We start from the raw sequence: 13,576 nt of genomic DNA, 5'->3' as shown, positions 1-13,576 counted from the left end.
CGCCCCAAAGCTGAGCGAACGGTCGAGGGCTTATGGAATACCGTCGGCCAGATCGTCACACTGTTCGAGCCGCAGGAATGCGCCAACTACTTCAAATCATGCGGATATGACCCCGAGTAAAGTGGACACGCTCTAGGTTTCCGGGCGTGTTTACGTTACCCCGCATACACGAGGCAGGTCAAATGATGTAGCCTGTGCACGGTGCTGGAGATGGTGGTCCGAACCGATGGTTATCATACTCTCATCCGCGGATTTTAAACCGCCTGACTATATTCGATGCGGGTTTGCCTCTCTCTAAGAACGGATATTTATCCCAACGTGTGTCGAGGTTTCCCTGATCTTTGGCCATCATCTCCAGCATGCGAAACCGGGTGCCGCCCACTTGATCATTCTCACATCTGAACCTGATAAAAGATAGGCTCCTCCTGCCCGGGCAGATACGCTGCTATGGATTGGCCCTGCAGAACGATGCGGTCATGTCGATACGAGGGCTGGCCAAAATTGGCGACCAACCTGGTACCATCCTCAAACATTGTCTGCTGAACGAGATGATCTGGTGTCAGCCAGCGGAAATCAATCAAGCCCTGGGTGGCGAGCCGTTGATGCAGAGGGCGGAAGAACGAATACTGCCGCTTTATGACTGGTAGGCGCTCCCTCAGCGTATCGGCGCTGAGATGGTAGAGCGGCGGCACATTGTAGAGAAGCTGGATGAGCTCGTTCTGCGGACGAACGTTCGTCAACTTCAGGTTGTCGAATAGCCAGTGATGCGTGGTGATGACCGACCCATGGAAGACAGCCTGATAAAGCGGCAATCTGGTTCTCGGATCAAAATGGATCGTACGATACGGTTCCTTCAGGGGCACCGTTTTGAAGAATGTCTCGGGTTTCTCGTTTGGGTACCACCGTCCGAGGAAGTAAGGCGAAGACTTGTCCCGCTGCATGTCTTTGTCGCCCCAACCGATCACGGGCGTCTGCATGCCGTGTGCGAACAGAACGCCCTGCGCAGTCGTTGCATTTCCGTCTTCGGATCCGATCGGAAGCTTCAGTTTCTCGCCAACCCAGCGCATATTCTCCTCATTGCCTGCCGCGTACTGAGCCTGCGTAATCGGTTTGGCGGGCGGGTAGCTGTCGAAGACCATGCCAGTGGCATAAGCATCAAGAAACCAGCTGTTGAAGGAAACAGCTGATAGGAGCGCCGGTATGCGCTTTTGCATCAGGGGACGGACGCAATCGGGCTGGGTGTAGTGTCCGCTCTGCTGAAATCCAGCTTTTAGCGAGCCATCCTTCTGTCTGATGGCGCAATCGCGATAGGCAGCTTCACCCAGATGTGCTGTGGCCCAGCTTGGATTGTCCCCTTTTTGCAGCGCGGTCTCATAGGAGTCATAAGGCGCTACAAGATAACCGGCATCGACCCCCGCCTTGATCGCCTCCGGGTGCCACAAGCCACCTTCCCAGCCCTCTCCGAGACCAATCCACAGGCGCTGCAGTCCCGCTTCCTGCATCTTTTTCATTGTCGCGACAGAGATACCGCCGCCCCAGCGGGAGGGGTTGGATTTCAGGGCGACAGAGAATGTCGTTGCCACCTCTTTCCGCAGTTCGGCATAGCGGTGTGTCAGAAGTGTCATATCCGGAGTCGCCGTCTGCCAGCTTTCCCTTGCATGCGTGTCCATCGCGGCATTGAAGGCTCGGACCAGCACGAGTTGCTGATATTGGTAAGGTTTACCCTCTATCTCTTTCAGCACGGCAAGAGGCTCGCCTTCGAAGCGCTGGCGAATATCTTTCGCGAGTTTGCTGTCGCCCTTCAGGATTGCAAGAAATCTGGCCCAATCTTTAACGTCGTCAATGGAGATAAGCCCGTTTCCCCAAAGATATGTGTGGGCTGCCCCGATCAGTTTGGCAGCTTCCGGCGAAGCGACTATCTTTTCGGCCAACGGTTCGAATTTTTCTTCGGCGATTAGCCATTCCCGATAGCGCTTTGCGCCAGCCAGCGCATCGGCATCCCCAAGATGGAGCAGCATCGTCATGGGTGTTTTATAATCGAGCGTTGTAAACTCATGCTCAAGGGACAGACCTATGCCATCCCCGTCTTGCGTGAAACGTGCTGTGTTATTGAACGGATTGGTCAGTATCCAGGAAAGCGAGAAGCTTTCATGGTCCAGCCCCCACAAAGGAAGGCTGATGTCCTGCGAGGTATTGAACTCGGCCAGCCGTTCCAACAGGAAGTTTTTCCAAACCTTATTCCCTATGGGAATGTAAGCGCCTTCGGCGAGCGGAAAAATTAAACCCTTCCCCCAAGCCGCCATTGGCTGGCTCAACATTGCCAAACTGCCAGGTGCTTTCGCAGCAATCGAAAGGGAGAGGTCACCCTCCTTGAGTCTGGCTGAAATCGTGTAACTCCCATCATCCCAATGCCAGGTGGCGAAATCGGACCCGACCTTCAAACCGTTAACGGTGTGGGGCACAACGCCAGAGGAAAGATCTACGGCCCTCCCCTTCGCGGGCTGTGCTGCAATAGCAAGTGTCTCGGGTTCCAGCGTCACGAACCACTTATCATTCTGCAGGATGACTGCCGCATAGGCAGGAAAGCTAGCGAGTAGAAAAGAAAGTACAGTGGCAAACACGCGGAGTAAGTGCAATGAACGATTCTCCATCTGAAGTTAACCCGGAAAATTCATGGTATGGTAGCGGATGTGGTGCAAGACTTGGGTATTGCATGTGTAAATTGGTAGACTTGGCACCGACGTTCATGGCCCGCGGCGGCGTATGGTTTTTATAGGCACACGGGCTGCCCTCATGCTCTTGGCCTTGTCATGTGGCGTCATCATGGTAACCCTGCCGGTGAATTGATTTTCAGCGACAAGTGGCGCCACAGGCTTAACTAAAGGGCCTGTATCGCACGGCCCTGAGCCAGGGAGGCTCGCCTTCATCCACTCGAAAGGAAGAGATAGCCGTTCTTGCTCATGAAGATCATTAAAGGTTTGGCATCACAACCTCCTCCTGGAAAATTACTTCAGGCCCAGCTGCGCGCGCCGGACATCACGAACCTTGCTTTCAAGCTGGGCAATTTCATAAGATTTACACTCGGAATGAAGAACGGTGAGCGTAGCGAACTCCAATCCCCCTGCTTCAGAGCCACACAGATCACCTGCGGTCATTTCAAGCAGTTCCGTTCGGCCCACACTTCAGGCCGCCGCCTTTTCAGATATTCCACCGCTTCCGCGACTTCTTCATCCGTCCAGTTGCGGGTTTGGGCATTCGACACCGTGCTCATCGACTTCCGATTGGTTGGATTTTTTGAACGGCTCGTCATCGTTTCATCCGCCTCCGCGCTTCAAGATTTCTTTCCCTGTGCCCGGTTTCCGGAGCATAGGCTTTGCGAACCAGATCAACAAATAATGGCACCCAGCATATCAGTTGGCAGAGGGAACAAAAAAGGGGCGCCATAGCCCCTATTTTGCGGTGAGCGGTCGCGGCGCCGTCGATTTCGGTATTGTCGGGAGAGGCGGAAAGGTTTCAGGCTGGATATCAATTTAGGGCGTTTGACCCTGTTGAGGAGATTAGCCTTCGCCTGTTTCCGAACAACCCGCTTAAGCCCGGTTGTGGCCGGTGACCTCGTTCGATGAATGTACTGAGCGTAACGCGCAGGCTTACGGGCGCATCGACCAATTTGCGCAATTCCGCGACCGGCCACGGCGACTGGAACACCTTCATCTCGTTATGAACGTTATGAACGTGTTGCGGGGAGGCCTTGTCCGCCTTCCGGTATGGCGTGATTGTGTCCTGCACCACAAGGGTCAGCGCATTGGACGCGCTGCGGCGTACCCGCTCCAAGTCTGGAACGCCATAGCCATAGCGCTTGAACAGCGGCGCGTAGTCTGTCGGACTGCAGTTAAAGATGCGACACTTGGGTGAATGACCCCAATGGGTTGCCCCTGTACTTAAATTGAGATTCTGTACTTAAACTGAGATTTTTTCTTGTTCCACTGCACTTTATGTGAGAATTGGCCGTTGCAACGTTGATTCTGCGCGGTGGGCCACTATGACCGATCGTACCCCTGATGAAGTTAGTGACCTTGAGTGGGAGGAGACGCACGACCTAAGCCACTCATGGCCGACGGTGGAAAACCCGAAGTCTTTCCAACCGAGATAGCCGCCCAAAAGGCTGTCACCAAGCATCTGCTTGCCTACATGAATGGCGATTATCAAAGATGGGGCGAAACGCTGTCCACGGCTCGATGTGAAGCAGAGGCGCTGTTTCCCACGCAGTATCACAAGGGGCGACCGGTAACGATCGAGCGGCGCGGGGTGAAGGCATGAGAAGGCTGTCGGTGCTTCGGGCGCCGACCGCAACCAATGGAAGCGGGTCTGACCGATCGCGGCATCAACCTTGGGCAGCTTGTCGAGCGCCTGCAGCTTCTCTGGTGCCAGACCTTCGATAAGCGCACCCTCGGCGCGGCGGCGAGCTATAGCGCGAGCCGCAAGCCCCATTCGCTCGACGATTTCCGGCGCAGGCAACAGTACTCCGCGTTCTCGCAGGGTGGCGACAATGGCATTCACAATCGAAGCGCCGCGGTCGGACATCGCGGCCGTCTCAACGTGGTCGGCTCCGGTACGGGGCGAAATGACACCCTAGCCGGCTTTCATAGACGCGGTCCATTGCGGGAGGGACAAAATCCTGCCCCACGCCGCAATGAGGGAATCAGATCGAGCCTACCCTGCGCGCCTGCCGATGGGATGCCGCCGCCAGTGGCACCGCTATGATACCGCAGCACACGAGCACCAGCCCAAGCTGTTGACTCCATGCTGCCAGTATCAAGCCGCCTCCTAACACCAGATAGTAGAACAGCCCAAGAAGTGCGCCGGCAGTCCCCAGGCGATCGCCATAGGAAGCTAGCGCCCTCGCCAGAATATTCGGAATTGCAATTCCGTAGGCGAGCACCACCGCTATCATGGGGAGAACAAACAGCCAGCTTGAGGCCATCATCACCACGAAGATGCCGCCGACCAAGGTCAGCACCGCAGCCGCCAGCACCAAACGTTCCGAGCTCCAGCCATACTGAATTAGGCGCTTGTTCAATAAGGAGCCAAGAACCGCTCCGAATGCGAGCAACAGCCCACTATATCCAAACATATCCGTCGACAGGCCGAGCCGCTCGAAATCGAACGGTGCCAGCTGATAATAGCCAAACAGTCCAAGATTGAAGAGCGCGACGAGAACCGCCGTGCGCCATATTGCCGGATCACGAAGCATCATCAGAAGCGTCTGTATCAGCGGCGCGGTTGCCACGTGTTGAGGCCGAGTCTCGGGAAGACGCACCGCCGACCATCCGAATAGAACGATGGCCAGCAGCGCAAGTCCCGTAAATACACCCAGATATCCGAAATGGCTGACCAGGGTCGAACCTGCCATCATTCCGATCGCCGGGCTTACAGCGAGGGCGATGCCCATGACAGAAAATACCTTGGCGAGTTCTGTGCTGGAGAAGGAATCACGCAGCATCGTTTGAGTGCCGATCGATCCGACCGCAGCGCCAAAGGCGGCCAGCATCCGTGCTGCCAATAGCATCCAGAACTGATGGCTGAACAGCGCTACCACCGAGGCCGCGCCGTAAACCAGTAATCCCATGAGCATTACCGGCCGACGACCAACCCGATCGCATAGCCGACCCCACAACACGACACCGAATGCAAAGGCAAGAAAGTAGAGTGACAAGGTCTGAGCGGCCTGATCCGCCGACACAGAAAAGTAGTGCGCTATATGCGGTAACGCGGGGCTATATATCGTCTCCACGATCTGAGGGAACATCATCAGGGCCGTAGCCAATGCGAGTCCAATGTTGCGTTGCATGGGGATCTGCCTGGTTCCGTTTGTTTGAAGTCCATAGCATTCTTTCGCCTTGGCGTGTTATATACAAAAAGACAAAAAACATCGGTAATCAGACAAAATGCCTTGGCTCCAACCTGATGATGAATTTGATCCCGATCGCATGGGACAGGCGGTGATCGGTATCGCCGCCGGATTCGGGCGGCACGATTCCGGTTGGCATCAACATGGAATGGGGCAATTGCTGTTCACGCGAAGCGGTTGCATCCGCATCAGCCTGCCCAATCGCTTGTGCATGCTGCCACCGACCAGGGCTGCCTGGATCCCGCCAGGAATCCAGCACCGGGCGCGAATGACCGAAGCCGTCGACTATCGCTCGGTGTATTTGGATGTGTCGAAGTATAGCAACCTGCCGGAAGAGGTCGAAGTCATGGAGGTAACGCCGCTGTTGCGCGCTGTACTCGAAAGGATTGCGACGGCGGTGTTTGAGATGGACTGGGAAGATGGCGCGGGAGCCAACCTGATGGCGGTCTGCCTTGATGAAATCCACATCGCGCACCGTCAGCCGATGCTGTTGCCGCTTTCCTTCAGATGGGCGCCTTGCCGCGTTCAACACCGACGAATTGCCACCCCCGCTGGGCGTGTTGGCAAGTCGCCAGGGAACAAGCGAAAAAACCATCGGTCGGATATTCCGGCGTGAAACCGGAATGAGCTACCAACAGTGGCGGCAGCAATGGCGATTACTCAAAGCCGTGGAACTGCTTGCCGGGGGGCGGAGCATCACATCGGCGGCCTTCGATCTCGGCTTCGCCAGCGACAGCGCCTTCATCGCCTTTTTCAAGGGGACGACAGGGTACACGCCCCGGCTGTTTATGGGTTCTTCTCACACGCTACAATGACGCATTAAGCATTTTCTTCCGTGCACCGGTGAATATCTCTGGCCTAAGGAGGAAAATCCTTAGGTTGTCATTTCGCCCCCTACCGGAACCGACCCCCTTTTGCGCGGCATGGTCCTCGGCCGATTTGCATTTGCCGCCTTCTGCTTGTGTCTGACATTCACGCTGCCAGAGCAAACTACCGCTATCGCCTCTGGCGGCGCTGCGAGGTCAGACGGAAGCGGCAATCACATTAAGGTTCTCGATCATGGCTTGTGTTGTCTTATCCGCCGACCAGCAGATGCCCAAGGAAGGCATAGGCCAGGCCAAAGTAGATGAAGACCCCGAGCAGATCCATAATCGAGGTGATCATCGGCGAGCTCAGCGTCGCTGGGTCAGTGCCGATGCGACGCGCGGCGAAGGGCAGCAGGGCGCCAATAATGCCGCCCAGCACCGTGCAGGCCGCCATGGACAGGCCGACGACCAGTAGCACGTCACCGCCGACGCCCTTGCTGAAGAAAGCCAGCACGGCTTCCAGGAGGGAGATGACCACACCCAGTGTGAGGACCACCGGGATCTCACGCCGGATCACGAACCAGACGTCGCGCCAATTCAGCTTCAGATCGCCGAGCGCCATGGCGCGGATGACGAGGGTTGCGGACTGGCTGCCTGTGTTGCCGCCCATATCGACGATGGGCGCGATGAAGGCGGCGAGCACGATGAACTGGCTCAGCATCTCCTCCTGGGCCGCCACGAAGGTGCTGGTGACCACACCGAATACGGTCAGCATGATCAGCCAGAACGACCGCACCTTGAACATCTGCAGGAAGCTTGACTCTCGCAGGTCGAGGTCAGGGCCGCCGCCAACAGCGACGTTGCCGCCGAACTGGAGCACGCACCGGCCACGCTGGGCTTCCGTGACATCCATGGCGTCATCGACTGTGACAATGCCGACGAGCGCGTCACCGCCATTGACGATTGGCAGTGCCAGAAGATCATAATCGGCAATCTTCTGCACGACCTCGTCACGCTTGTCCTGAACATGTGCGAAGATCGGTTCCTTGCGCATGATGTCGGCCACGCGCACCTCGTCGCGGGCGATCAGGAGATCGCGCAGGGAGACGACGCCGACGAGCCGGCGCGTCTCGTCCACCACATAGGTCTCGTAGATCGTCTCTTTGTCTGGCGCTTCCTGGCGCAGCCGGTCGATTGCCTCACGAGCAGTTAGGTCGGCAGCCAGAACCGCATAGTCGGAGGTCATGATCGAGCCTGCCGTGCCCTCGGGATAAGCGGCGAGCCTGCGGATGTCCTCACGTTCGGCGTGAGCGATGCCGGGCAGCAGCGCCTGCTGCTGCTCCGGCGTCAGCCGATTGAACAGGTCGGCGCGTTCGTCGTGCGACATGGCGGTGACGAGCCGGGCAAGGTCGGTGCGGCTCAATTCGTCTGCAACGGCAACCTGGATGGCGGACTCGAAATAGCTGAAGACCTCGGCCTCGCCGCGTTCGGGCATCAGCAGCAAGATTTTGGCGATGTCACTGGGATCGAGTTCAGCGACATCGTCGGCAATGTCGGCTGCATGCCGGTTGGCAAGTGCTGCCCTGATCGAAGCATGATCATTCTGGGCGAGATAGTCGCGGAAAGCCGCGGCGGCGATGATGGCGGTCATTTTGAACTCCGTCGGTCGGATTGGTGCTGCCGACGGAAGACCAACCATCAATGGAGAGGCAGGGTCGTGCGTCGGCAGGCTGTCGGGTTGGGTCTGAGAGGGGCGGCCACGAAGCTGAAAAGCTGCGTAGCCAAGCGACTAGATCCGTCTTCCATGTTCGGTCTCCTGGATACGGTCAGGCTGCCTTTTCGCCGACTTTTTACGCGGCGGTTGATGTAAAAATCGGCCATTGGACGATACTAGCTAGTCCGTGCACCGAACTCTACTTGATCCGGTCATTGATCCACCGACTTACGTGCGTGACCCGCCGCCCAAAATTCTGCCCGCACCTCATGCCAACTGTTCCCCTCGGATTCGGAGGATGGTGTCAGCGCAGATGGCCTTCCCACGAACTACTGCGAGAAACTGGCAGTCGGTCGACACCTTTTACGTCCGCCTCTCATTCAGTCTTTTCGCCCGCTCCATCAGGAGCGAGCAATGTCCTCCAGTCTATCTCGCTGAGCGAGCCTACCTTGGCGGCGCTCTCGAAGCTCCGCAGCGCACGGTTGGCCGGAGAAGTTCTCGACAGCCCGTGACAGATCAGGTTGGGCTTTCGCGGGTGGCAGTGAACCGGGGGGCCAGCATGCGGCCGGCGATCGCGCCGCCCATGCTATCGGAGAGCGGCAGAGGCAGCGCTTTGTCGAGCGCCTCGAACACAGAGGCAACGAAAGCCTTGTTGAGACCGTCATCCGGGCCGAGCTGGGAATAGCTGGTGCGCGGCTTACCGATGAGCGTTCCGTCTCGCCGGATCGAGAACGTCAGGGTCATGCTCATGCCGTCGCTCCCTACGGGCGGCTCCCAGCAGGCGAAGATTGCAACGAACATTTCCTTTATGGTGTCGACAGGGTCCGTGCTGCGACAGGCCCGCTCCTGCGCGCTGGCGAGACCCGCTGCGGCCAAGGTGAGCGTAATTGCTGCAACGGCAACTTTGATAAGCGACATCTTCATTCTGCCTTTGTGAACTGAGTGGCGTGTTTTTTGATCCTGTGGCGACGGATCGGCCTGATGCTGTTTTGCGATGAAAGGATTGTGCCCCTTGTCCGCCGCATTCTAGAACTCGCGCATGGCTTGCGAGGTGATTTCGACGAGCGGCGAGAAGAGGTATTCCAGGATCCGGCGTTTTCCCGTTTTGACCTCGACCGTGACGGCCATGCCGGGAGTCAGCGGCATCAACCTGCCATTGACCTCAATGGTGGATTTGTCGGGCGTGACATTGATCGGAAACACCAGGTTTTGCATCCGCTGCACATTACCTGTCGGGACCGTGGATTGCAGTTCCTTTGCCACGGTGGATTCCAGTTGCTGGGCATCCGGTTCCGGGATCGCATCGGTGGCGACCCGCTCAACCTTGCCGTCGATGATACCGAAGCGTGTAAATGGATAGGCCTCGACCTTGATGACGGCGGGCTGGCCAGCCGCGACAAAACCGATATCGCGGTTTGGCAGGTAGGCTTCGATTTCCAGCGGCATGTTCTTCGGGACAATACGCATCAATTCGGCCCCCGCTGTGATCACCTGGCCGACAGTGGTGATGGCGGACAATTGTACGGTTCCGTCGATCGGACTTTTGATGGTCATCAGCTTGCGGCGTTTCTCGGCTTTGATCAATTGCTGTTCAAGTTCATCGACGCGGCGTCCGGCTTCCGACAGTTTCGTCGCATTGTCGGCAACAACACCGTCGACAAGCTTGGCGCCCTCGCTGGTGGCGACCTCCAGGGCTGCCCGTGCGGCATCCCGCTGGCCCATTTGCGTGGCGAGAGCAGCTGAAGCCTCCTGCTGCTCTTGCAGCGCATCGATAACATGAGCGCGGGAGCCCGCACTTGCCTTGACAAGCGCTGACCGCATGCTCACCCGCTCGCCAAGCGTTTCGACGAGTGAAGCCTGCGCTGCGATCGCTTGGGTTAGACTGTCGATTTCCGCCTGCCGCTGCCTGCGCTGCGCGTCCAGATTGTTCAGCGAGGAAGCCAATTGCGCCAGATCCGCCTGCAGAATTGTTTTTTCCCGATGACGGATGGCTTCGGGGATATCGCCGGGGAAAACCAGGGGCCGATCAGCACTCCGGTGATCAGTGGCCCATAATCCTTGGCTCTGCCAGGCCACGATCGTTGCGAGAGCGGTGTCACGGCGCGCGACCTCCGCCCGAAACGCTTGCAGGCTGCTTCGAGCGGCATGTTCCTCAGCCCCGATCTCGGTGTCATCAATCTCCACTAGGATGTCCCCGGCCTTCACGCTCATCCCGTTTGAAACGGGAATCGACTTTGTCTTTCCGACTTCCAGCGACTGTACAACCTTCACCCGTCCCGCTGGTTGCACTTTGCCTTGCGCCGTCGCCACGATGTCGAACGTCCCGAGCCATGTCCAAAGCAGCGTTCCGGTCGCCAGAAGGCAGATGAACCAGAGCACAGCAATACGAATAGGAGAGGCCGGCGTTTCCAGTATTTCTAGCACCGCGGGGAGGAATTCATCATCCTCGCGATTGCCCTGCTGCCGGTCAGTTCGCCTCGCCTGCAGCAGGGCCATTGGGTTGTTTCGGATGGTCATGGCGCGTTGCTCCCGGTTTGCAACTGCCACAAATGCGCATATAGCCCCTCGGGTCGATCAAGCAGTTCATCATGCGTTCCCGCTTCAGCGATGCGCCCGTCCTTCATACCAATAATGCGATTGCAGTGGCGGACCGTGGCAAGCCTGTGGGCTATGATGATCACCGTGCGTCCGCGAACGATTTCGCGCATATTGGCAAGGATGATCCGCTCGCTCTCGTAGTCGAGGGCACTGGTCGCCTCGTCGAAAATGAGGATCGGCGGATTGGTCGCCAGCGCTCGGGCAATTGCCAGGCGCTGCCGCTGGCCGCCGGAGAGATTGGCGCCACGTTCTTCGATCAATGTGTCGTACCCGCGTGGCAGCTTGTCAATGAATTCGTCCGCACCTGAAAGCCGCGCCATACGGATGACGGCTTCGCGAGACATAGCCGGCGCGGCAAGGGCAATATTGTCATGGATCGTCCGGTTGAACAGCATGTTTTCCTGAAGGACGACACCGATATGCGAGCGTAGCCAGGCCGGATCTGCCTGCGCGATATCCTGCCCGTCCATGAAAACCTGGCCGCTGTTGGGGATATAGAAACGCTGGACGAGCTTGGTCAGCGTGGACTTGCCCGATCCCGATGGCCCAACAATGCCGATAACTTCGCCCGGATGAATGGACAGATTGATATCTTTAAGGACATCCCGACCTTCGGGGCTGTAGCGGAAATTGACCGAATTGAACGCCAATGTTCCCTTTGGCGGCGGCAGGTTGGCTGTCACCGAGGGCCTGGGCTCCTGTGGTGCGTTGAGAATATCGGCTAACCGTGAGACCGACACCTGCACCTGCTGGAAATCCTGCCAAAGCTGCGACAGACGCAGGATCGGCTGCGCTACCTGACCGGCGATCATATTGAAGGCGACAAGCGCACCAACTGTAAGGTCTCCATTAATGACAGCCTGCGCTCCGAACAACAGCAGTGCTGCATTGGTGACTTTGTTCACATATTGAATTGCGTTCTGCCCCTTGGCAGCCAGCATCGTCGCCGCAAATGACGAGCGGACATAAGCTGCCAGACGCTCCTCCCATTGTGCAGCCACAACAGGCTCGACTGCGGATGCCTTGAGGGTCTGGATGCCGACGACCGTTTCTACCAACAATTGTTGGCTATACGCTCCGCGGTCGAACTTCTCGTCTATACGCTCCTTCAGAAAGGGCCTGATAAGGACACCAATAGCGAGATAAAAGGGGATCGATGCGACAACAATCCAGGCGAGCGTCGACGAATAGCAAAACAGCACGAAGATGAAGACAAATGTGAAGATGAGGTCGAGGCCTGAAAACAGCCCTTGTCCGGTCAGAAAATCGCGAATGGTCTCAAGCTCACGAACACGCGCAACCGTTTGACCCGCCGCGCGGGTTTCAAAATAACTGAGCGGCAGATTCATCATGTGCCGGAATAATCGCTGGCCCAGTTCGACATCGATGCGGTTGGTCGTGTGCGACAGCGCATAGGTGCGCAGGTACTGCAAAACCACATCGAAAAGGCCAATCGTCGCCAGACCGACCACCAGCACGATCAAGGTCGAATAGCTGCGATGCGCCAGGACTTTATCCACCACAACCTGGAAAAACAGCGGCGTGACTAGGGCGAACAGCTGCAGGAACAGCGATGCGAGAAGCACATGGCCGAGTGCTCGCTTATAACGAAACAGCGATGGCAGAAACCAGCGAAAGCCGAAATGCTCGGGTGATGCGCCGGCCCCTGCCAAACGCCTTTGCACAAGGATAAATGCACCGTCTGTCAATTGAAGAAGTTCGGTCGCGGATAGTTCTCGCGAGGAAAAATCGGAGGGATCGACGATCCTGCAGGTTCCTTCGCGGGGAACCCCAACGAAGAGGGAAAAGGATCCACCATCAAGGCAGGCAATGGCAGGAACGGGCAATGCCACCAGACGTTTTACACCGCGCGTTTTTATCAAACGCGACTTGAGGCCCGCGGCTTTGGCGGCTCGGCAGATATCGTTCGCATTTGCCGGCCCCTTGAGCGCCATTTCGCGCGCCAACTGCTCCGGATCGGCCGAGATGCGGTAATGTCCGGCAATCGCCGCGAGCGCGAGCAAACCTGTATCGGAGCTCCTGGCGATAACATCATCAAAGGCCTGATCGTTGTTCGTCCTGTCTATCGGGACACTATCCATGAATGACTCATACGCAAATTACAAAAAGAACATTCAGCCAAGAATAGCCGCCGCGCTGCGAAATAGCGGAGACCTTTATCCTGGGTCTTTGGGAACGCTAAAATCGCAACGTCAAGTACGCAGCTTACCAATTAATAGGGGGAGAAAAAGGGGGCGCCACCACCCCTATTTTACGTTTCAACCAACTGAGCCTCAGCTGGATCTCAGCTTCCAGGTAGGAATCTTAATGCACCGCAGGAATAGCGCATCAACTGCGAGATAGCGGAGGCAGCTTATATGCTGCCTCCGCTCGTGGTACTGCCTTGTGATGATAATCAGCTCGTGAGCGATGGCCTGAAGGCAAGGGTGACGTCGCCGACCAGCATCTTCGTGCCATCCGTCATCTGGGCCTTGCTGGTGCCGGTGATCGCCGAGCCGTCGGCAAATTGCCTGACCCCCTCTTTGGAAG

Annotated in this window: 9 protein-coding genes and 2 pseudogenes; 4 read left to right on the top strand and 7 right to left on the bottom strand. The window is 57.3% G+C overall.

The genetic code is table 11. The features are described from left to right. A pseudogene (locus DUT91_RS26335) lies at nt 1-120 on the top strand (IS630 family transposase); the annotation flags it as partial. Nucleotides 121-392: 272 nt separating this feature from the next. Here DUT91_RS26335 and DUT91_RS23195 read toward each other — a convergent pair. After that, nucleotides 393-2,651, bottom strand: coding sequence for a glycoside hydrolase (locus tag DUT91_RS23195; protein WP_114442805.1), 2,259 nt, complete (start codon nt 2,649-2,651; stop codon nt 393-395). Between the two features lie 303 nt (nt 2,652-2,954). On the opposite strand from DUT91_RS23195, the gene DUT91_RS23190 reads away from it, so the two are divergent. Then, complete coding sequence (locus DUT91_RS23190; protein WP_147272251.1) at nt 2,955-3,446, top strand: hypothetical protein; 492 nt, start codon at nt 2,955-2,957, stop codon at nt 3,444-3,446. A gap of 874 nt (nt 3,447-4,320) precedes the next feature. Here the strand turns inward: DUT91_RS23190 and DUT91_RS26915 are convergent. Further along, a pseudogene (locus tag DUT91_RS26915) lies at nt 4,321-4,596 on the bottom strand (hypothetical protein); the annotation flags it as partial. Nucleotides 4,597-4,699: 103 nt separating this feature from the next. Then, a complete protein-coding gene (locus DUT91_RS23175; RefSeq protein WP_114442802.1) occupies nt 4,700-5,848 on the bottom strand; it encodes a multidrug effflux MFS transporter in 1,149 nt (382 codons plus the stop codon). Nucleotides 5,849-5,945: 97 nt separating this feature from the next. Here DUT91_RS23175 and DUT91_RS23170 point away from each other — a divergent pair, with 97 nt between their 5' ends. After that, nucleotides 5,946-6,524, top strand: a complete 579-nt coding sequence (locus tag DUT91_RS23170; protein ID WP_200835074.1) for an AraC family ligand binding domain-containing protein — start codon at nt 5,946-5,948, stop codon at nt 6,522-6,524. Next, complete coding sequence (locus tag DUT91_RS26330) at nt 6,466-6,723, top strand: helix-turn-helix domain-containing protein (RefSeq protein WP_245419938.1); 258 nt, start codon at nt 6,466-6,468, stop codon at nt 6,721-6,723. The genes DUT91_RS23170 and DUT91_RS26330 overlap by 59 nt, the downstream gene beginning before the upstream one ends. Nucleotides 6,724-6,982: 259 nt before the next feature. On the opposite strand, the gene mgtE is transcribed toward DUT91_RS26330, so the two are convergent. The 4 genes from mgtE to DUT91_RS23145 all read right to left on the bottom strand — a co-directional run bounded on the left by mgtE (nt 6,983) and on the right by DUT91_RS23145 (nt 13,128). Continuing rightward, entirely contained in the window at nt 6,983-8,365 is a 1,383-nt protein-coding gene (gene mgtE / locus DUT91_RS23160; protein WP_114442800.1) for a magnesium transporter, read from the bottom strand. Between the two features lie 579 nt (nt 8,366-8,944). Continuing rightward, nucleotides 8,945-9,346, bottom strand: a complete 402-nt coding sequence (locus tag DUT91_RS23155; protein ID WP_342634475.1) for a hypothetical protein — start codon at nt 9,344-9,346, stop codon at nt 8,945-8,947. A 108-nt stretch (nt 9,347-9,454) separates the two neighbouring features. After that, nucleotides 9,455-10,924: an HlyD family type I secretion periplasmic adaptor subunit gene (locus DUT91_RS23150; RefSeq protein WP_114442806.1), complete on the bottom strand. Its 1,470-nt coding sequence runs from the start codon at nt 10,922-10,924 to the stop codon at nt 9,455-9,457. A 17-nt stretch (nt 10,925-10,941) separates the two neighbouring features. Next, complete coding sequence (locus DUT91_RS23145; RefSeq protein WP_114442798.1) at nt 10,942-13,128, bottom strand: type I secretion system permease/ATPase; 2,187 nt, start codon at nt 13,126-13,128, stop codon at nt 10,942-10,944. Between the last annotated feature and the right edge of the window lie 448 nt (nt 13,129-13,576).

Origin of the sequence: Paramesorhizobium salinisoli, assembly GCF_003335045.1 — a bacterium.
GTDB classification, from domain to species: Bacteria; Pseudomonadota; Alphaproteobacteria; order Rhizobiales; family Rhizobiaceae; genus Paramesorhizobium; species Paramesorhizobium salinisoli.
Note: the sequence above shows the minus strand (reverse complement) of the source record. Positions and strands in the feature narration are given on the sequence as shown.